17 protein-coding genes, 1 tRNA gene and 1 rRNA gene are annotated in these 20,308 nt (G+C 34.6%); 10 read left to right on the top strand and 9 right to left on the bottom strand.

Features of this window, described 5'->3' with window-relative positions; translation table 11 throughout:
* The first annotated feature begins 19 nt into the window (after positions 1-19).
* Genes murF through ftsW form a run of 4 tightly spaced genes read left to right on the top strand, consistent with a single transcriptional unit; the run spans position 20 to position 4,912 of the window.
* Positions 20-1,375 carry a UDP-N-acetylmuramoyl-tripeptide--D-alanyl-D-alanine ligase gene (gene murF / locus N3D17_03845; GenBank protein MCX8082515.1) on the top strand — a complete coding sequence of 452 codons (1,356 nt, stop codon included), beginning with the start codon at positions 20-22 and terminating at the stop codon, positions 1,373-1,375.
* Positions 1,376-1,377: 2 nt separating this feature from the next.
* Complete coding sequence (mraY, locus tag N3D17_03840; protein ID MCX8082514.1) at positions 1,378-2,448, top strand: phospho-N-acetylmuramoyl-pentapeptide-transferase; 1,071 nt, start codon at positions 1,378-1,380, stop codon at positions 2,446-2,448.
* 15 nt (positions 2,449-2,463) lie between these two features.
* Positions 2,464-3,822, top strand: a complete 1,359-nt coding sequence (gene murD / locus N3D17_03835) for a UDP-N-acetylmuramoyl-L-alanine--D-glutamate ligase (protein MCX8082513.1) — start codon at positions 2,464-2,466, stop codon at positions 3,820-3,822.
* Positions 3,788-4,912 carry a putative lipid II flippase FtsW gene (gene ftsW, locus N3D17_03830; GenBank protein ID MCX8082512.1) on the top strand — a complete coding sequence of 375 codons (1,125 nt, stop codon included), beginning with the start codon at positions 3,788-3,790 and terminating at the stop codon, positions 4,910-4,912. The genes murD and ftsW overlap by 35 nt, the downstream gene beginning before the upstream one ends.
* Here ftsW and N3D17_03825 read toward each other — a convergent pair.
* Entirely contained in the window at positions 4,909-5,727 is an 819-nt protein-coding gene (locus N3D17_03825) for a hypothetical protein (protein ID MCX8082511.1), read from the bottom strand. The genes ftsW and N3D17_03825 overlap by 4 nt on opposite strands.
* Entirely contained in the window at positions 5,724-6,872 is a 1,149-nt protein-coding gene (locus N3D17_03820; GenBank protein MCX8082510.1) for a pyridoxal phosphate-dependent aminotransferase, read from the bottom strand. The genes N3D17_03825 and N3D17_03820 overlap by 4 nt, the downstream gene beginning before the upstream one ends.
* A 121-nt stretch (positions 6,873-6,993) precedes the next feature.
* Between N3D17_03820 and N3D17_03815 the strand changes: the two genes are divergently transcribed.
* A complete protein-coding gene (locus N3D17_03815) occupies positions 6,994-8,880 on the top strand; it encodes a phosphoenolpyruvate carboxykinase (GTP) (GenBank protein ID MCX8082509.1) in 1,887 nt (628 codons plus the stop codon).
* 3 nt (positions 8,881-8,883) lie between these two features.
* Positions 8,884-9,381: a TIGR00725 family protein gene (locus tag N3D17_03810; GenBank protein MCX8082508.1), complete on the top strand. Its 498-nt coding sequence runs from the start codon at positions 8,884-8,886 to the stop codon at positions 9,379-9,381.
* Positions 9,382-9,403: 22 nt separating this feature from the next.
* Here N3D17_03810 and N3D17_03805 read toward each other — a convergent pair whose 3' ends face one another.
* The 6 genes from N3D17_03805 to N3D17_03780 are packed head-to-tail and all read right to left on the bottom strand — an operon-like array spanning position 9,404 to position 14,594.
* Positions 9,404-9,883, bottom strand: coding sequence for a small multi-drug export protein (locus N3D17_03805; protein ID MCX8082507.1), 480 nt, complete (start codon positions 9,881-9,883; stop codon positions 9,404-9,406).
* Positions 9,883-10,539: a protein-L-isoaspartate(D-aspartate) O-methyltransferase gene (locus tag N3D17_03800; GenBank protein ID MCX8082506.1), complete on the bottom strand. Its 657-nt coding sequence runs from the start codon at positions 10,537-10,539 to the stop codon at positions 9,883-9,885. Before N3D17_03800 ends, N3D17_03805 begins: the two co-directional genes overlap by 1 nt.
* Positions 10,518-11,231, bottom strand: a complete 714-nt coding sequence (locus N3D17_03795) for a glycosyltransferase family 2 protein (GenBank protein ID MCX8082505.1) — start codon at positions 11,229-11,231, stop codon at positions 10,518-10,520. The genes N3D17_03800 and N3D17_03795 overlap by 22 nt, the downstream gene beginning before the upstream one ends.
* A complete protein-coding gene (recG, locus tag N3D17_03790; protein MCX8082504.1) occupies positions 11,224-13,248 on the bottom strand; it encodes an ATP-dependent DNA helicase RecG in 2,025 nt (674 codons plus the stop codon). Before recG ends, N3D17_03795 begins: the two co-directional genes overlap by 8 nt.
* 2 nt (positions 13,249-13,250) lie before the next feature.
* The gene (locus N3D17_03785; protein MCX8082503.1) at positions 13,251-13,793 is read right to left on the bottom strand and encodes a hypothetical protein; all 543 of its coding nucleotides are present in this window, start codon (positions 13,791-13,793) and stop codon (positions 13,251-13,253) included.
* Between the two features lie 24 nt (positions 13,794-13,817).
* The gene (locus tag N3D17_03780; GenBank protein MCX8082502.1) at positions 13,818-14,594 is read right to left on the bottom strand and encodes a prepilin peptidase; all 777 of its coding nucleotides are present in this window, start codon (positions 14,592-14,594) and stop codon (positions 13,818-13,820) included.
* A gap of 104 nt (positions 14,595-14,698) precedes the next feature.
* Between N3D17_03780 and melA the strand changes: the two genes are divergently transcribed.
* Complete coding sequence (melA, locus tag N3D17_03775; protein ID MCX8082501.1) at positions 14,699-16,021, top strand: alpha-galactosidase; 1,323 nt, start codon at positions 14,699-14,701, stop codon at positions 16,019-16,021.
* On the opposite strand, the gene N3D17_03770 is transcribed toward melA, so the two are convergent.
* A complete protein-coding gene (locus N3D17_03770) occupies positions 16,018-17,451 on the bottom strand; it encodes a tetratricopeptide repeat protein (GenBank protein MCX8082500.1) in 1,434 nt (477 codons plus the stop codon). The two genes, melA and N3D17_03770, sit on opposite strands and share 4 nt — an antisense overlap.
* Positions 17,452-17,949: 498 nt before the next feature.
* Between N3D17_03770 and N3D17_03765 the strand changes: the two genes are divergently transcribed.
* The 3 genes from N3D17_03765 to N3D17_03755 all read left to right on the top strand — a co-directional run.
* A tRNA-Ala gene (locus tag N3D17_03765) sits at positions 17,950-18,021 on the top strand.
* 67 nt (positions 18,022-18,088) lie between these two features.
* On the top strand, positions 18,089-19,444 hold the full coding sequence (locus tag N3D17_03760; protein MCX8082499.1) for a hypothetical protein: 1,356 nt from the start codon (positions 18,089-18,091) through the stop codon (positions 19,442-19,444).
* Positions 19,445-19,539: 95 nt separating this feature from the next.
* Positions 19,540-20,308, top strand: a 23S ribosomal RNA gene (locus N3D17_03755); the annotation flags it as partial.

Here is a 20,308-nt window from a genome sequence, read left to right as displayed (position 1 = left end):
TGATAAGTGGATAGTCATTATGGAAGAGGTTCAAATTGAAAGCATCGTAAAATGGTGTAGAGGAACCGTACCTGATAAAAGTATTCTTAAAAGATACTGTTATGGAATATCCACTGATAGCAGACAGATAAAAAAGGGAGAAGTTTTTGTAGCACTTAAGGGAGAAAGATTTGATGGAACATCATTTGTTAATTTAGTATTACAGAAAGGAGCTGTGGCTGCTGTAGTTCCAGACAATTTCATCTCCGATAGCAAAAAAATCATAAAGGTAAAAGATACACTAAAGGCACTCGGTGATATAGCGAGAGGATATAGAAATAAATTTGATGTTTATGTAATTGGAATAACTGGTAGTGATGGAAAAACAACCACAAAAGAATTTATTAAAAAAACCCTTTCTGTAAAATATAATACAAGTGGTACTGAAGGAAATTTTAATAACTTCATAGGACTCCCTTTATCTATATTCAACATAACTGAAAAAACGGACTTCTGTGTACTTGAAATGGGGATGAACAGACGGGGTGAAATACGATATCTTAGCAAAATAGCACAACCACAGGCAGGGGTTATTACAACCATCGGTCCTGCACATATAGGATTTTTCAGAAGTTTAACAGAGATAGCAGAGGCTAAGTCAGAATTAATAGAAACTCTGGAAGGCGAAAAATTGTGTTTGCTAAATTATGATAATAAGTTCTTCTCTTTTTTGAAAAAAAAGGCATCGGCAAGGGTCTTAAGTTTTGGAATAAAAGAAGGGGCTGATATAAGAGGTATTATAGCAGAAGAAGGCAATGACTTCTTCACATTTTATATTGAGGGAGAAGATAGTCCTTTCAGAATAAATTTCTGGAATACATCCATTATATATCCTGCTCTTATAGCATTCGGATTAGGTAAAAAATTCGGTATAGGAACACACAGTATGGTAAATATATTCGAAGAGATACAACCATTACCGGGAAGAGGAAAAATTTACTACTTGAAAGATATTGCTATTATTGACGAAACATATAACTGTAACCCTCAATCTCTAAAAGCATCTCTTTATAGTTTCCATAAGAAACAGTTTAACAGGAAAATAGCAGTTATAGGAGATATGGCAGAGCTTGGGAAATTATCTTCTTTATATCACAGAAATACAGGTATGTTTATCAGAAAATTAGATATAGATATGTTGATTACTATAGGGGATAAAAGTAAACAGATGGGAGAAATTGCAGATAAAAAATGGAAACATTTTATGGATATTGATACGCTGAATAAATACTTATCTAAAATTATAAAAAAGGGTGATGCCATTTTAATCAAAGGGTCAAGAATTATGAATCTGGACAGCACAAGAAACTACCTGTTGGAACAATATGGAGGATAAACGTGTTATATAAATTTCTTTACCAATTCACATCATACTGGTTTGGATTTAATGTTTTCAGATATGTGACAGTAAGAACTGTTTTTGCCACTCTCACTTCCCTGTTTATAACCATTATTTTTGGAAAAAAAACCATAAGTGCATTGAGACATCTCTGTCATCCTAATATGCTTAATTTCAGGGTGGACAGTAAAGAGAATATACCGACTATGGGAGGTCTGCTTATACTCGGTAGTATCCTTATCTCAACAATATTATGGGCAGACCTTAAGAACATATATATCTTCCTTCTAATTTTTCTATCCATCTGGCTGGCATCTTTCGGTTTTTGGGATGATTATATAAAACTTCGTCAAAAGAGTCACAAAGGATTAAGACCACTGGTAAAGATATTAGGACAGATCAGTATTGGATTTATAATAGGATTAATTTTATATTATCATCCCTCTCTGAATTTTAACACCTCTGTGTATATGCCTTTCCTGAAAAATATTGTGTTTCCTCTCGGAGTGTATTATATACTGTTTGCTACACTTATTATTGTTGCTACTTCAAACGCTGTAAATCTTACAGATGGCATGGACGGTCTTGCAATCGCTTCTGTTCTTATGGTTGCTCTTACATATGGTGCTATTTCATATGTTGTCAGCAATGTAAAATTTGCCAACTATCTAAATGTCCCTTTCATAAAAGGTGCTGAAGAGGTTACTGTATTTTCAGGAGCACTTATAGGAGCATCCCTCGGATTTTTATGGTATAACTGCTATCCCGCAGAAATATTCATGGGAGATACTGGGTCTCTTATGTTAGGAGGACTTATAGGCCTCCTTGCAATTATTGTAAAACAGGAACTATCTCTTATTATAATGGGGGGAATTTTCTTTATAGAGGCATTCTCTGTAATTATTCAGGTGATATCTTTCAAAACACGTGGCAAACGTGTATTTCTTATGACCCCCATACATCACCATTTTGAACTTAAAGGTATTCCTGAACCAAAAGTTACTGTGCGTTTATGGATACTCGGTATCATATTTGCACTCTTCACTCTCGTAACATTAAAAATACGATGAGAGGATAAACTTTCAATGGATGTAAAAGATAAAAAAGTAGTAATAATAGGATTAGGGAAAACTGGTTTTGAAACCGCTATTTTTCTTTATAAGAAAGGTGCAGATGTTTTTTTAACAGAGGCAAAGGTAACCGACGAAATTTATAAAAATGCTTCTCTGCTTAATGAAAAAGGTATTAAAACAGAGATTGGAGGACATACAGAAGCATTTCTTGAAAATATGGAACTTCTTATAGTAAGTCCTGGTGTCCCTGATGATGCTCTCCCTGTAAAATATGCTGAAAGTAAAAATATTCCTGTAATAAGTGAATTAGAACTTGCTTTTAACTTCTCCCCTACCAATAAAATTATAGCAATTACAGGCACTAATGGTAAGACAACTACAACTGCTCTTACAGGACATATATTACAAAAAGCAGGTTTTCCTGTTAATGTATGTGGTAATATAGGCAATCCTTTCATAGGGGAGATTGAAAACCTCACAGAAGATACATATGTTGTACTTGAAACAAGTAGCTTTCAATTGGAAAGAACCATAACCTTCAAACCATCTATTGCCTGTCTTTTGAATATAGCAGAAGACCATATCGACAGGCATAAAACAATGAAAAAATATATAGAGGCAAAGAAAAAGATATTTGCCAATCAGGATAAAAATGATTTTGCAATTATCAACTATGATGACAATTACTGTCAGGAAATAGTTCCTGATATAAAATCAAACCTGTTTTTCTTCAGTCATAGAATAATAAAAGAAAAAGGTGCATATATCAGCGGGAAACATATCTTTTCAAATATTAAAAATTTAGAAGAAGTTCTTAACATTACAAAAACAAACCTCTGGGGCAAGGGAAATATTGAAAATATGATGGCATCCACACTTATAGGACTTTTATGCAATCTATCTCCGGATGATATAAAAGAGGCAATCTATTCATTCACCCCCCTGCCCCACCGTCTTGAAAAAGTAGCAGAAATAAATGGTGTCTTATTCATAAATGATTCTAAATCAACTAATCCTCACTCTGTAATAAATGCACTTGACAGTATAGACAATAATACAGAAACGATACTTATTATGGGCGGAAGGAATAAAGATATGTCTTTCTCCGGAGTTATACCCCATTTCCAGAAAAAGGTCTTCCTTATCATTCTGTTAGGAGAAGCAAAAGAAGAACTTGCGAAAGAATTCAGTACTACAGGTCTACCCTTGATAAAGGTTGATACCCTTAAAGAAGCAGTTGAAAAAGCATTAAAAAATGCAAAAACAGGTAATATAGTGATGTTTTCTCCTGGATGTACATCATTTGATATGTTTAACAATTATAAGGAGCGGGGAGATGCTTTTAAAAAAGAGGTTTTCTCTCTACTTTAAGATATTGATTTCAGGAACGATATTAATTCTACTGGGTAGTGTTTTTGTTTTAAGTTCAAGTTCTATTTATGGAATATCTCGGACAGGAAATCCTACATATTACTTCACAAAACATCTCGTATGGCTTGTAATAGGTATTATAGGAGTATGGTTCATCAACAAAAAAGATATAAAATATATTGAAAAATACAGTTTCCACATTTTTCTTTTTTCAATGCTTTTACTCCCTCTACCACGATTTTTTGGAGAATTAAGATGGATAAAATTAGGACCTTTAAGTTTCCAACCAGCAGAACTGGTAAAATTTACATTTATAATATATCTCGCTGATTATTTCAAAAGGAAGCAAATAAATATCGGCAATTTTAAAACATTGATTGTACCAATTATCTTTTTACTTATTATTACGGGTATTCTACAAACACAGAAGGATATAGGAACATTTGTCATTATCTTTTTTACCTTTATTCTTCTTACATTTCTTGCAGGAGTAAAACTTAAACATATAACACTCATTATTCTTGCTGGGATTATACTCGTCTGTTTACTTATATTAATGTTCCCCTATAGAATCCAGAGAATTAAAACATACCTTAATCCATCTGCGGATACTCACGGAAGTGGGTACCAAACAATCCAATCACTCATTACTATCGGTTCAGGAGGTATTACAGGAAAAGGGCTTGGTGCAGGAGAAAGAAAACTCAAGTTTTTACCTGAAGCACATAAGGACTATATATATGCTGTAGTAGGGGAAGAGATGGGCTTTATAGGAACCACTTTTATACTCCTTTTATTTGCAATACTCGTTTTCTCTGCCTTTACAATAACAAATCTAACCTCTGATAACTATCTTAAATTCTTAAGTGCAGGTATAGGGGGACTCTTTGGCTTTCAGTTCCTCCTTCATGCATGTGTTGTTTTAAATCTTGTACCTGCTAAAGGAACAACACTTCCTTTTTTCAGTGTAGGTGGGTCTTCCTTCCTTATAAATATCCTTGCACTGGGTGTGTTATTGAATATTGCCAGAAAGGTATGCACAGAAGAAAATATTGAAAAAGTTGAGATACCAGTTATCTCTCTCCGTTAATTTTTATTTATCACTTCTATATTAAGTTTTACTCCTATTTTTAAGGGAATGCTCTGTTTTGTTGACAACTTCTTTTCAGGAGAAGAAGGCACTTTAAAAACAATATTCAAGATAAGGTCTACCAATCCTTTGAAACTTTTTAATTCTCCTATATTCTCATCAAAGTAAAACTCACCATTTGAAGAATTCTTTCCTGTAAAGATTACAACTACATCCTGTTCTTTCCTCTCCTCTTTTATACTCTGATTGGAAAGAAGTTGTATCTTTGACATCCCTTCCTTTACAGGACTGTATAAATATGTAAATGTAAGGGAGCACATAGGAACACCAGGTATACTGAATGCAGGAACTTTTTGTTTCCATGGAGTCTTAAGTTTTTCAGGGAAGGCAGGTACCAACATAAACATCTGAGCAATATCTAAAATCCCTGTTCTCTCTTCCTTTACACTCATTATCTCTCCGTTTGGTTTTATTTCCATAATAGATGTTGAGATAACATTTGATATGGCGGTCTCTATATCTGTAATGTCTTCCAGAATGCCATCATTAATTTTAATAATTGTCTTATAAGGAGTTATCTTTATAATATATCTATCATCTTTCATCCCTATTGTTTCAAGTTTAACTATCCCTTTAGAAGAAACATTGAGTGTCTCTTCTGATATACCTTCATATTTATAGGTTATATCCCCCTCTATTTTGAAACTATAGAAAAGGGGTTTTTCCGGAGAAAACCTATAAAGTGGTTCTGAAAAACTAAAAGATAAACACCCTATAATGAATACCAACAGGTACAAAAAAATCTTTGTTTTCATCTGTTCTCCTTTACAAACTCTTTAAGTCGTTCAACTGTAACCTCAAGATTTTTCATACTCGTCGCATAGGAAATACGGATAAACTTATCTGCACCAAATTCCACACCAGGGACTGCAGCGAGAAACTTCTCCTCAAGTAGCCGTTTACAGAGTACCATAGAATCCATCTCTTTATAACTGCAGAATAAATAAAAAGCACCCATAGGAACTGGATAAGAAAACTCTTCCGGTATACTTTTCAAAAGATAGTCCCTTCTTTTTTGGAATTCCTTTACCATATCAGTATAAAGCCGTTCCCCTTCCTTTATAGCAATTACCGCTGCCTTCTGTGAAATAGAAGAGGGCGCGGATGTGGTTTGTCCCTGTATTTTATTAATTGCATCTGCAATCTCTTTTTCTGCTGCTATATATCCAATACGCCAACCAGTCATAGCAAATGTCTTTGAAACAGCATTTACAACCACTGTAATCTTTTTCATTTCAGGTGAATATGAAGCAATACTTATATGCTGTTTCCCATCATACATAATTTTCTCATAGACCTCATCTGATATACATATAATATTATTCTTAAGCAGAATTTCTGCTATACTATCTATCTCTTCTTTATCATATACAATACCTGTAGGATTGGAAGGACTATTCAAAACAAGCGCCTTTGTCCTTTTGTTGATAAGCGATTTCAAATGTTCCATATCTATTTTAAAATTTTTATCCCATTTACAAAAAACAGGAACTCCACCAGCGAGAGAGACCATTTCAGGATAACTTACCCAGTAAGGGGCAGGAATAATAACCTCATCGCCATCATTAAGTATTGCAAGAAATATGTTGTATAAAGAATGTTTAGCTCCATTTGAAACAACTATCTGGGATGGTGCATAAGAAAGTCCATTTTCCTTTTCAAGTTTTTCACAGATTGCCTCTCTCAATTCAAGAATGCCTGCTGTGTCTGTATACTTTGTAAATCCATCCTTTATTGATTTTATAGCAAACTCCTTTATAATATCAGGCGTATCAAAATCCGGCTCTCCTACTGAAAGGTTTATAACATCCACACCTTTTGCCTTCAGTTCTTTTGCTTTCTTGTTAATCTCTAATGTTGCTGATGGTTTTATATTCTTTGCTTTTTCAGAAATCATTATCTCCTCCTTTTTTTTGACATATATATTACCATATGTTATTATAATATTCAAAACTTCACATCATAACCGCTCTTTTCCACAGTTTTTTTATCTTTTATAAATCAAACAAAAAGGAGGATAAATGGAAAATAAGTATATCCGTAAACTTGAAAAAAAATTAAGGAAAGAAGAACTGGAAAAGTTATTAAAGATTAATAATATCTCTGTCTATAAATTCATTGCTGATGCAGTTACACTATGCAAACCAAAAGATGTCTTTATATGCAGTGATACACCCGATGAAACTGCATATATAAAAAATATGGCAATTGTATCCGGTGAAGAATCAGCAGCACTTCTTATTCCAGGGCATACATTCCACTTTGATGGATATTACGACCAAGGGAGAGATAGAGAAGTAACAAAATTCCTTGTTCCTGAAGGAGAACATTTAAGCCCCAATCTCAATCAAATTGAAAGAGAAAAGGGACTTGAAGAAATACTCTCTCTTCTTAAGGGCTCTATGAAAGGGAAGATAATGATTGTACGGTTCCTTACATTAGGACCTGCTAATTCTCCCTTTACAATTCACTGTATGGAATGCACTGACTCCTGGTATGTAGCACACTCTGTTGACCTTTTATATAGAAAGGGATATGAAGCATTTTGTAATATTTCTGATAATTCAATAATATTCAAAACACTGCATTCATCTGGTAGAACTGATGAGAATATGGTAAGCGTGGACTATGATAAAAAAAGAATTTATATTGACTATACAAAAAACATTGTATATAGCGTTAATACACAGTATGCAGGAAATTCTGTGGGGTTTAAGAAACTTGCTCTTCGTCTCGCTATAAGAGAATCTCATAGAAATGGATGGCTTGCAGAACACTTTATGATAATAGGAGTTCATACAAAAAATAACAGAAAGACATATCTTGCAGGTGCGTTCCCGAGTGCCTGCGGAAAAACATCTACTGCTATGCTTGAAGGAGAGACAATACTTTCAGATGATATTGCTTATGTAAAGAATATTAATGGAGAGTGCAAAGCAGTAAATGTAGAAGCAGGTATATTCGGTATTATACAGGATGTAAATTTTAATGATGACCCTCTTATATACCAGATACTCACCACTCCAGGAGAGGTTATCTTTTCAAATATACTTGTAAAAGATGGAAGGACATGGTGGTTAGGGATGGGAGAACCATTACCCAAAGAGGGAAAGAACTACTCTGGATGGTGGTATGAAGGAAAGACAGATGAGAAGGGTGAAAAAATTTTACCTGCCCATAAAAATGCGAGATATACTGTAAAACTAAAAGCCCTCGCTAACTGTGACCCGGAAGTGGATAACCCTGAAGGTGTCAAATTAGACGGTATAATGTATGGTGGAAGGGACTATAAGGCATATGTCCCGGTACAACAGGGTTTCTCATGGGAACATGGAATTATTGTATATGGTGCAGCGCTTGAAACAGAGACAACATTTGCTACAGTTGGCACTGAAGGAAAGTATGAAATAAATATTATGAGTATTCAGGACTTTGTTTCCATACCATTAGGACAGTATGTAAAGAATTATCTTAAGTTCGGAGAAGGGCTAAAAGAGAAACCATTGATATTCGGCGTTAACTACTTCCTTAGAGATTTAAAAACCGGGGAATTCCTGAATGAGAGGAAAGATAAACATGTGTGGGTAAAATGGATGGCGTTAAGAGTAAATAATGAAGTGAAGGCAAGGATGACCCCTACAGGACTTATACCTCTTTATGAAGATATCGCTCCTCTTTTCAATGAGATACGGAAGAAAAACTATACAAAAGATGATTACGAAAAACAGTTCACAATAAGGGTACCTGAAAATTTGATGAAGATTGAAAGGGTATGGGCATTCTGGAAAAAACTTTCTGATGTCCCTGAGGAACTGTTTACTGTATTGGAAGAACAGAAAGAACGTCTACTAAAAGCACAAAAAGAATATGGGGATTATATATCACCTGAGGTATTTGAAATAGTATAAAAAATGAGAAAAATTATAGCGGTGTCTGGAAGTAATTCAGGTGATGATAACCTTACAGAGGAAATACTGAAAATTGCTGAGGAAACAGGTTATCTGATTGCTAAAAAAGGTGGTATTCTTGTCTGTGGTGGTCTCGGTGGAATTATGGAAGCGGCAGCAAAAGGCGCAAAGCAAGGAAATGGTATTACTGTGGGGATACTACCATGGGATAAAAACTCAGCAAATCCTTATATAGACATCCCGATAGGTACAGGAATTGGTTTTTATAGAAACAATATCATTGTCAACTGTGCTGACTGTGTTATAGGTATCTGCGGGAGATGGGGGACACTCAATGAAATAGCAATGGCTCTCGGTATTGGGAAACCCACAATAGTTATAGACGGAAGCGGTGGGGTAGCGGACTTACTTTCAAAAGAAAATTTCCTCCAAACATTCAAGAAAAAACCCATTATTGTAAAGACACCTGAAGAAGCAATTGATACTGCCTTTTCTTTATAAAATCTTTATCCTTTCAATACTTTTATGGTAGGTGAAAAAGAAAGACAATTAAGGAGACAATAATAGCAGCAAGGAGAACACCACATATAATCCCTATGAAATAATATCTGGATTTTAGTTTCAGAAGCACTGATGCAATAGTTCCTGTCCATGCACCTGTCATCGGAAGAGGAATTCCAACAAATATAATTAGTCCGAGCATCTCATATAACTCTATCATCTTTGACTTTTTAAGGGTATGCCTTACAAGCCAGGTAGAAAATCTTTTACCATATCTGAACCTGTCTATGAAGATAAGTATTCTGTTAAGAAAAAAATAAAGAGGAATAACAGGAACGAGATTACCTGCTATTGAAATAACAAGTACCTTTAAAAATGGTATGTTATTGTATACACCATAAGGAATTGCACCTCGCAGTTCTGAAATAGGTAGCATAGATAGAATTAATATTATAAATTCTTTAGGTAGTCCTGATAAATAAGAAGTTATTTGTTCTATCACTATTCCCCCTCATTTTTCCAACCCTCAGCACCTTTAAGAAGTACAAACTGACATCCCCCATAACTTTTCCTTTCCATCCGGTTACCTACCTTCTTTACAAGTATTAAGTCCTGAAAGTATCTATCACCTACAGGCATTATAAGAGACCCACCATCCTTAAGTTGAGCACATAAAGAAGGAGGGACGTCAGGACCTGCTGCAGTTACAATAATTCTGTCATAGGGAGCAAACTCATCCCAGCCGAGTGTACCATCACCAATCTTTATTTTTACATTGTATCCAAGTTCTATAAATATCTTTCTCGCCCTTTCTGCAAGTTCAGGTATTCTTTCTACTGAATATACCTCACACCCCATCTCTGCAAGGATTGCTGACTGATAACCACTACCTGTGCCTATTTCAAGGACCTTCTCTCCACCGCTAAGGTCAAGCGCCTCTGTCATAAGTGCCACAATATATGGCTGGCTTATGGTCTGCCCTTTACCTATTGAAAGTGGACCATCCTCATAAGCATATTCCTTAAGATGTTCTGGAACAAATCTTTCTCTCGGAACATTCAAAAAGGAATCTATAACCTTTTTGTCTCTTATACCTCTTGCAACAATCTGTTCCTCTACCATTCGCCTTCTTAATTTTATAAAAGCCGCCTCTTCCATTTTACTTTCAGCAGGAGTGGAAAGAATATAATTAAAAGCATACCGAAAAATCTCAATGTATCCCTCGTAGGATTAATTTTACTCTTCTCTTCACTGTATATAGTAGATATAGGGACAGAGCCAATCCTGTACATCTTCCATCCTGCTTTTATCAATAATTCTGATTCTGTTTCAAAATGTGAGGTTAAAAGACGTATATTTTTAATTACATCCTTTTTTATAAGACGGAATCCACACTGTGTATCGGGTATCCACTGGAGGGAAAAAAAAGAAATACTCAATGACATAGAGATATTGGTAAGCCGTCTTATAAAGGGCATCTTTGTCCCTTTTATCTTTCTCTTCCCCACCCATATAGAGATATTTTTATTTCGGTAGTATCCCCTTATAAAATTTTCTATATCTTCTATTCTATGCTGTCCATCTCCGTCCATTGTGAGGATAGCAGATATACCTTCTCCTTTTTCAAGTACATAGCGGAACCCTGTTTTTAGCGCCTCTCCTTTCCCCTTACATACAGGATGCCTCAAAACAATAGCACCATTTTCTCTCGCTAATATTCCTGTTCTGTCTGAAGAGCCATCGTCAACTACAATAACTGTTTCAAACTTTTTTTTAAGTTCTGATATGAGACCACCAATGGCTTTTTCTTCATTATGTGCAGGAATTAAAACCGCTATTTCTTTATTCATTTATAAAGACCTCTTTTAAAAACTTTTCTTTAAGAATATCTGCAGGGATTTCCTTTATAACCCTTTCTGCTTTTTCTCTCGCTACATTGAGAAGTTCCATATCCCTCACTATATCACCTATCTTTAGAGGTGGGACACCATGCTGTCTCACACCGAGCAGGTCTCCCTGCCCTCTTATTTTTAAATCAATCTCTGCTATTTCAAAACCACTTTCTGTTTCCACAAAACTTTCAAGCCGTTCCATTATCTCTCTATCAGTAAAAGAATATGGAACAAGTATACAATAACCTACATCCCCTGCTCTTCCAACCCTACCTCTCAATTGATGTAGTTGTGCCAATCCAAATCTTTCTGCTTGTTCAATAATAATATATGTAGCAGAAGGAACATCTATCCCTGACTCTATTACGGATGTTGCTACGAGAACTGATATTTCATTTGCTCTAAAATTTTTCATTATTTCATCTTTTTCTTTATATGACATCCTGCCATGGAGTAAAGCAACAGAAATATGAGGAAGTTTTTCTTTCAGATAGTTGTATTCCTTAATTGCTGATTCAATACTTTCATTACCCTCTATTGCAGGTGTGACAATATAACCCTGTTTACCTTGAGAACTCTGATACTCAATAAATTGATACACATTATCTTTCTCTTCCACAGGAAATATGTATGATATAACCTTCCTCTCACCTTTTGGTATCTCTCCTATTACTGAAACATCAAGTGCACCATAAAAAGTAAGAGCAATACTTCTCGGTATAGGAGTAGCGCTCATCACAATGTAGTGAACATCCTCCCCTTTTTCTTTTAACCGCTCTCTCTGTTTTACTCCAAACTTATGCAGTTCATCCACAACTGCTATTTTAAGATTTTTAAATTCTAATGTCTCTGTTAGAAGTGTATGTGTTCCTATAAGAACCTTTATATCTCCATTTTTAACTCCTTCTCTTATCCTTTTCTTTTCTGCCTCTGATAACTGTCCAACTAATAAAGACACAGAAATGTCCTGCTCTAAGAAAAACTTCTGCCAATTGATATAGTGCTGTTCTGCAAGTATCTCTGTAGGAGCAAGAAGTGCTGACTGATAACCTGCCCGCGAAAAAACCCATAATGCAAAAACAGCAACAATTGTTTTGCCAGAACCAACCTCACCATGTACCATCCTACTTATAACTTTCCCTTCTTTTATATCTTCCAAAATATCTTTCATCGCCTGAATCTGTGGCTTTGTGAGTTTGAAAGGAAGATATGACTGAAATATCTCAATAACATTTTCTTCTGTATTGAAAGGAACCTCTGAAAATACTCTCTTCCCTTTTGCTTTTTTCAAAAGGAGCCCCATCTGGAGAATAAAGAATTCACGAAAAATAAGGTAGTTTCTTGCCTTCTCAAGATTCATATCCGACTTTGGAAAGTGTATATTTTGAAGTGCAAATTTTATATTAGAAAGATTCAAACCCTGTCTCTCTTCTAAAGGGAGGACTTCAGGAGGATATTCTTCAATTTTATGGAGAATAAACTTTATCAGTTTTCTCATATATTTTTGTGTAAGTCCGGAAGAAAGTGGATAGACGGGTAAAATCCAGTCCCTTTTTATTTCCTTATACTCTTCATATAAAGGATTCACCATCTGCATCTGCCCATTAAATATCTCTACCTTACCATTTACAAAAAAATCTTTATTTAAAGCAAAGGTATTTTTAAGATACGGCTGGTTAAAAAAAACAAGAAAAAGAACCCCTGAACCATCTGATATTGCAACCTTTAGATATGACTTTCCATACCTTACAGGTATTACCTTCTCTTCTCTCGCCATTACCTTCCCTTTTACAGATACAAACTCATCAGGAATAAGCGCTCCTATCTTCTTAAAATTTCTGAGGTCAAGGTATTTACGGGGGAAAAGAAAAAGTAAATCACATACCTTTTTCAACCCAAGTTTTTCAAGTGATTTAGCACGTTTTTCTCCAACAGAAGGCAGGTATATAAGTGGTGTATCCAACGTTACATTCATTGTTAAAATGGGAGTTTCTGTTCTTTATCAGTAAAAAATTTATAAAATTTAAGAACCCTTAATATCTCATTTACAGAAGAAAGATATACATTCCTTGCATCTATACTGTCAATTAGAGAAGCAATAATAGAAGGAAATATAACAATATGGTCAATACCTTTTACCTTCATTATATTTATACTTTCCTTACGAAGATTATCTGAAGCAGGAAGAGAAGGGATAACAAGTATTTTTTTATAAACATCTCCTTGAAAAAACTTTTTACTTTCCGTTATATATTTACCTCTTACAAATTCAAATATCTCAGGAAAACGGGAAAGAACGACAGGAGTAAATTTCATTGTATGCCAGCAGACCGGCTTTAAAACAGCATTTTTAACAACCTTACATATTTCACTTCCTGAGAGAATAAACTTTTCTGTTTCTTCTGATTCTATAATTTCAGCATTTTTAACAAAAAGAATATCATCCCTTTTAAGGACGAAAAAATTATGGATTAAGAAAAATTCTTTAACAATTTCAATACTTGCCTGACTCATAATCATCTATTCTGCTTTTCTTCTTAAATTTTAGTTTATAAAAAACCCGAGAAAAGTTGTTCCTTTATAAAAAAGAGATACAATCGCTCCTAATCCTAAATATGGGCCGAATGGAACATAATCCTCCATCTTCTTTTTCTTTAGTGCTATAAGGGACAAACTTATAACTGTCCCTAATAGAGAGGCAAAAAATATGGTAATAAAAACACATTTCCATCCAAGAAATGCTCCTATCATAGCAAGAAGTTTTATGTCCCCTCCTCCCATTGCTTCCTTTTTGAAAAGTAGTTTACCTATCATAGCCAGAAATATAAGAATACCACTTCCCAGCAGAATTCCTGTGAATGAATACCATATACTTCCTATCTTCGTTATATCATAATGTATCTGGGGGAAGAAAATAGCACATAAAAGTCCGATAACAATTCCAGGAAGAACAATTACATCAGATATAAGATAGGTATCTATATCTATAAAACCCATTATTAAAAGGCAGCAAACAAAAAAGGCATATATTAAAAGGTTTACCGTCAGACCAAACTTCAAATATAAAGACAGAAATAGCAGTCCTGTAATCAATTCTACAACAAAATATCTACAGGATATTTTTGCTTTACAGAAACGGCATTTACCTTTAAGTAGCAGGTAACTTAAAAGAGGTATATTATCATACCATAGGATATTTTTACCACAGGAAGGACATTGAGAACCAGGATATATTATAGACTTACCTTTTGGTAAACGATATATAACCACATTTGCAAAACTTCCAAAAGCCAGTCCAAGTATAAAAATTAATATTCCCATATCACTATTTTATCTATAAAAATTTCATAAGTCAATTTAATTTGACAAAGTAAATGAAAATTCTATAATTAAAGTTTAAATAAAATTTCAAAGAGGAGGAAACAATGGCAAAGATATCTTTCATAGGTGCTGGAAGTTTTGGATTTACAAGAACATTGATAAAGGATATTCTTACCTTTCCACTCCTTAAAGATGCAACTATATGTCTGATGGATATTGATAAAGAGCGTTTAGGTTTTATAAAAGAGGCAGTGGAGAAGATTATATCCGTTGGTAAATATCCCGCAAAACTTGAAGTAACGATGGACAGAAAAAAAGCGCTGAAAGGTGCTGATGCTGTTATATGTACAATCCTAGCTGGTGATGTCCATATATGGAGGCATGATATAGAGATACCAAAGAGGTATGGTGTGGATTTTAATGTCGGCGACACAAGAGGAGCAGCAGGTATTTTTAGAGCATTAAGAACCATTCCTGTGATGTTGGATATCTGCAAAGATATTGAAAAGATTTGTCCTGATGCTATATTTCTTAACTACACAAATCCTATGGCTATGCTATGCAGGGCAATGCAGAAAAAAACCTCTTTAAAGGTAACAGGACTCTGTCACAGTGTTCAGGGAACCGCTGAGATGCTTGCAAGATGGATTGGAGCAAAAATGGATGAGATCACATATGTATGTGGAGGGATTAACCATCAGGCATGGTATATTGAATTTAAGAAAAACGGGAAGGATGCTTATCCACTTATAAGAAAAGCAATAAAAGAAAATAAAGAGATATATCAAGAAGAAATTGTAAGAAATGAAATGTTCCTTGCACTCGGTTACTATGTAACTGAATCAAGTGGACATAACTCAGAGTATAACTGGTGGTTCAGAAAAAGACCCGAATTGATAGAAAAATACTGTACACATGGGACTGGATGGAACCCTGGAGTCCATAGATATATTCTTGATGAATATCTTAAAAGAGAAGATACATGGAGAGATGATATTAAAAAGTGGCTGAAAGAACCCATTAATCTTAAAAGAGGTCATGAATATGCGGCAAGCATAATAAATGCTTATATGGGTGGAGAACCATTTGTATTCAATGGTAATGTTCCAAACACAGGCATTATCCCAAATCTGCCTTATAATGCCTGTGTAGAAGTTCCAGTGCTTGCAGATAAAAGAGGATTTAATACTATATATGTTGGACCACTTCCTCCGCAGTGTGCCGCACTCAACAATATAAATATAGCGGTAGAAGAGATGGCAGTTGAGGCAGCATTGACAGGTAATGCAGAGATGGTCTATCATGCGATATGTTATGACCCTTTAACTGCAAGTGTTCTTTCACTTGCGGAGATAAGACAGATGGTAAAAGAGATGCTTGAAAAAAATAAGGACTATCTTCCACAATTTAAAAGTATCCGCTTTTAACGGGATATTTTTTCAAGATATTCTTTTGCTGGATAAAAATCAGGATTTATTTCAAGCACTTTTCTGAACTGTTCTTTTGCTTCACTGTATTGTTTTTTCATATAATAAGCCACTCCTAAACTGTAAAAAGAAAGATAGGCATCCGGTTTTAGTTGAATTGCTTTTGTCAAATAATTAATGGCTTTCTCATAATCTTTTGTAGTAAGATATAAAAAGCCAATATTGTTGTTAAACTCATAGTTATCAGGATTTAACTTAAGGGCAGTGAAAAATGAACTCTCTGCTTTTTCTATATCGCCTATGAAAAGATATATTAAACCAAGATTATTATGAGTTGAATCATAGTAAGGATGTAAATTAATTCCTTTTGTCAACAATTCATATGCTTTTTGATATTCCCCTAAGTTCAGAGCGGTAGTCCCTGCAAAATGTAAATATTTGAAAGAGAAAGGGTTGTAAGCTACAGCGCTTTCTGCAAATTGAAGGGATTGCTTTCCTTTAAAAACTTTAGCAAGAAAGGCACATCTACCCGCTTTTATACCTCTATAACTTAAAACAATACCTGTAATAGCAAAAATTACCAGATAAAATTTAACTATAGAATAGCTCACCTTCACAGACCTTTCACCTTTCACCTTTCTGTATATACCACCAGCAAATGATACATTAGTCCAGAATAAAAAAAGTGTAGCTGGATTGTTGAATGGGAAGGATGCTAAAGCATTGATACACATAGCAACAACTGAAGAAATAATACCTGCTATCAATAACTTCCTTTTTCTATCTATATCTCTATACAAAATAATACATACCTTGAAAAAACAATATAGAAGATAGAGGAAAAGAAAAATTCCTGTTATTCCTGTCTCAGCACATATATCTAAATAGTCATTGTGTGCCCTGTCCACTACAAGAGATATACCCCTGAGCGCCTTTTCTTCACCTATTGCATAGTAAGGATACATAACAAAAAAATTACCAGGACCTACACCCATCAAAGGATTGGACTTAATCATCTTCAATGTTATACTCCAGATAAGAAATCTGCTTTTTACTGTCCCTTTCTCAAATGTCTTGATATCAGAAAAGGCATTATAAGAAAAAAGCAATATACAGAGAAATATTATTGCTTTCTTATTTAACGAGATTCTTTTACTTACCAGAATGAAAAATACAACACTTGAAACAAAAAAGGCAATATAACTGGCACGGGTAAATGTAAAAACCAGATGGGAAATTAAAAACAATAAAACTATATACAGATACCACTTCTTTTCCTTATATAATAAATAATAAACATATGGAATCACCATTACAAGATACTCACCAGCAAAGTTTCGCCTCCCTAATGTACTTAATGCAGTCCTTTCCACCTCCCACCTTAAAAAATCTATACCACATATCTGTAATATCCCATATAAAGAAACCATGAAACTTACCAGGACCAAATAACCTATAAAAATATCTATAACTGCAACATCCTTTGATACTAAATCCTCTAATGAAATGTAAAAGGTAATAAAAAGTATAAAAATTAAAACTGCATATATCCCTTCAAAAATGTTTACACAACGATTTAAAGATATTAAATACCAGAAAGTTATTAGACCTATAGGTATAATAAAGGTGTTTCTGTACCCAAACAATTTATACTTTATGCACACAGTAGAAATCAATATAGTTATCAGAAAAATCCAAACAATTTTAGGAACATAAAAGGTGTTTCTAAGGTATGGCAGAAATATCAGAGGTGTTAAGGATGCCAGAAATAAAATAAGTTTTTTGTGGTTCATAATTACTTTTATTATATACTCTTATCTTTCTTATTTCCAAAATTCTTAACACCGATGTTGACTGTCCCTATGTTTTTGATATAATAATATACAATAAATACTGTTAATTTTGTAGCAATTAAACTATTAGGAAATGGGGATATAGCTCAAAGGGAGAGCGTCCGCCTTGCACGCGGAAGGTTGCGGGTTCAACTCCCGCTATCTCCACTTATTTTTTAAAAATAGATTAAAATATCCTATAACTGTTATTTTTAATTTATTAAAAGGAATTTTTATGAAAGATAAAAAAACAGATTCGCTGGTTAAGATAATGAGTGAAAAGGAGATAGAGAACGATTTTATCCCTCGCCTTAATTCTATAAGTAAAACACTCCTTATAATTTTTGAAGAGATTATAAATAAAAAGTCCTTCCCTGACAGAGAACTTATATTCTCTGTGATGCGGGAAGTAGAAGAAATAGAAACATTCCTTGATGATTATGGTGCTTCTCACAACAGAAAGTTTTTTTATTTTAGAGAGTTGATTGGTTCTATAAGATGGATAAACATTACTATATTTCAAGGACTACATATCCTGGCAAGGGTAAAAAGTTATAACCTTGAAATCTCTGAACGAGAAAAAGAGAGATTTATTAAGAAGATAAAAGAGACGATATCTCTTTATTTAAATGCGCTGAAAAATCTTGGAGAAGCATTACAGGAAGAAGCATTAAAAATTGGAGTTAAAAAAACAAAAGAAAGATATATCAAGAAGAAAATGCTAATAGAAATCCAGAAGAAAATCCTTCCTCCTGATATTGAAGAAGATACAATAAAAGAAAAAGAAGAAAGAGCAGTTGGCATCCTGGTAAAATTTCTTGAAAGCACTGAGGTATTTAATACCTTCGTATGTGGTATAAAATCAGAAGAAGAAATTACAGAAGAAGTAATGGAGAAATACAGGTCAATACTTAACCAGATTGAGTCACTCTATGATACATTCCTTAAAAACACAGAGATAGAGAATACCTACCCTGATATAAAAAAGATAAGAAGTCATGTGGCTATATCTCTACACCTTTTAGAGATGGGTAAGGCACTTGCACATTTCTATGAAAGGCATAGTGACAAAGTAAGGAGATATTCTACATACTCTCAAATTTCTCGTTTGGTATCAAACAATGCAATAAAAGAAACTTTAAGAGAATTTGTTCTCAATTATTCTGTATTTTTCCTTATTATGGGAAGGGAAGTCTCTGCAAAGATATTCAGAAAAATGGGTATGGATGCAGATGAATTTATCTATTCTACAAAAAAACTTATACTTTACTCTTACAGAATAGAGGACTTTCACATAAGACCAATAATGCCTGTTACTCAGATAGCAGAAAAATATAGATTAGATACATACCTTTACTACAATAGAAATAAATATAACTTAAAAAGCACAGTGGAGATGATGATAGCCATTCCTGACATAAGAGAAGGTTTATCAAACGAAAATGTAGAAATAATGATACAGGGTCCTAAAAAAGCAGTTAATGAAATTGGTAACTTTTTAAAGGAAAGATGTGGTGCTACTGAAAAAGAGATTATTTGCAATCTAATATCTTCTTATACTAAAATAAGTTCTCTTGACAGGGTGGTTTAAAAAGGGTAAAATAATTTGACACAGATAAAAAAAGGGAGTATAATAACCTTCCTTTTAATAATCTTTGAGATGTTCTTTGACAATTTAAAATTTATGGTCAAGCTAATAAGGGCATATAGTGAATGCCTAGGCGAAACATGGCGATGAAGGGCGTGGCAAGCTGCGAAAAGCCCCGGGAAGGTGCAAGCAACCTGTGATCCGGGGATTCCCGAATGGGGCAACCCCTCTGTCCGTAAGGATGGAGATTCGTCGCAAGACGAAGGCGAACCAGGGGAAGTGAACCATCTCAGTACCCTGAGGAAAAGAAAGAAATTTTCGATTCCCTTAGTAGCGGCGAGCGAAAGGGGAAGAGCCTAAACCGTATAATGGTAATAACGTAGGTGTGTTCATTATACGGGGTTGCAGGGTCTGGCATGAGAGAACCTACTCTCTCAACAGGTCTAAAAGTTTTTCAGGATAGTTGAATGGCATGGAAAGGTCAACCATAGAAGGTGAAAGTCCTGTAGACAAAATTCTGAAAACGCCTGTGCCAGATACCTAAGTACTACGGAGGAACCGAGGAGCTCCGTAGGAATCCGGGAGGACCACCTCCCAAGGCTAAATACAAGGTTTCGACCGATAGTGCACGAGTACCGCGAGGGAAAGGTGAAAAGAACCCCGGGAGGGGAGTGAAATAGAACCTGAAACTATATGCCTACAAGCAGTCGGAGTCCACCAAAGCTTCGGTGGAGGTGGATGACGGCGTGCCTATTGAAGAATGAGCCGGCGAGTTATTGACTGTAGCGAGGTTAATCCGCTTTAGCGGAGAAGCCGTAGCGAAAGCGAGTGGTCCTAACCGGGCCCATTAGTTGCAGTCAATAGACC

It is taken from the genome of bacterium, assembly GCA_026414725.1.
Taxonomy (GTDB): domain Bacteria; phylum Ratteibacteria; class UBA8468; order B48-G9; family JAFGKM01; genus JAAYXZ01.
The sequence above is the reverse complement of the archived record's forward strand: the minus strand, read 5'-3'. Positions and strand labels throughout refer to the sequence as shown.

Excerpts from the sequence above, each read along its gene's own strand:
- N3D17_03760 (MCX8082499.1), top strand. The coding sequence starts at position 18,089 with ATGAAAGATAAAAAAACAGATTCGCTGGTTAAGATAATGAGTGAAAAG.
- N3D17_03780 (MCX8082502.1), bottom strand. The coding sequence starts at position 14,594 with ATGGGAATATTAATTTTTATACTTGGACTGGCTTTTGGAAGTTTTGCA.
- ftsW (MCX8082512.1), top strand. The coding sequence starts at position 3,788 with ATGCTTTTAAAAAAGAGGTTTTCTCTCTACTTTAAGATATTGATTTCA.
- murD (MCX8082513.1), top strand. The coding sequence starts at position 2,464 with ATGGATGTAAAAGATAAAAAAGTAGTAATAATAGGATTAGGGAAAACT.
- N3D17_03785 (MCX8082503.1), bottom strand. The coding sequence starts at position 13,793 with ATGATTATGAGTCAGGCAAGTATTGAAATTGTTAAAGAATTTTTCTTA.
- melA (MCX8082501.1), top strand. The coding sequence starts at position 14,699 with ATGGCAAAGATATCTTTCATAGGTGCTGGAAGTTTTGGATTTACAAGA.
- N3D17_03770 (MCX8082500.1), bottom strand. The coding sequence starts at position 17,451 with ATGGTTTCTTTATATGGGATATTACAGATATGTGGTATAGATTTTTTA.
- N3D17_03800 (MCX8082506.1), bottom strand. The coding sequence starts at position 10,539 with ATGGAAGAGGCGGCTTTTATAAAATTAAGAAGGCGAATGGTAGAGGAA.
- N3D17_03795 (MCX8082505.1), bottom strand. The coding sequence starts at position 11,231 with ATGAATAAAGAAATAGCGGTTTTAATTCCTGCACATAATGAAGAAAAA.
- N3D17_03815 (MCX8082509.1), top strand. The coding sequence starts at position 6,994 with ATGGAAAATAAGTATATCCGTAAACTTGAAAAAAAATTAAGGAAAGAA.
- murF (MCX8082515.1), top strand. The coding sequence starts at position 20 with ATGGAAGAGGTTCAAATTGAAAGCATCGTAAAATGGTGTAGAGGAACC.
- N3D17_03810 (MCX8082508.1), top strand. The coding sequence starts at position 8,884 with ATGAGAAAAATTATAGCGGTGTCTGGAAGTAATTCAGGTGATGATAAC.
- N3D17_03825 (MCX8082511.1), bottom strand. The coding sequence starts at position 5,727 with ATGAAAACAAAGATTTTTTTGTACCTGTTGGTATTCATTATAGGGTGT.
- recG (MCX8082504.1), bottom strand. The coding sequence starts at position 13,248 with ATGAATGTAACGTTGGATACACCACTTATATACCTGCCTTCTGTTGGA.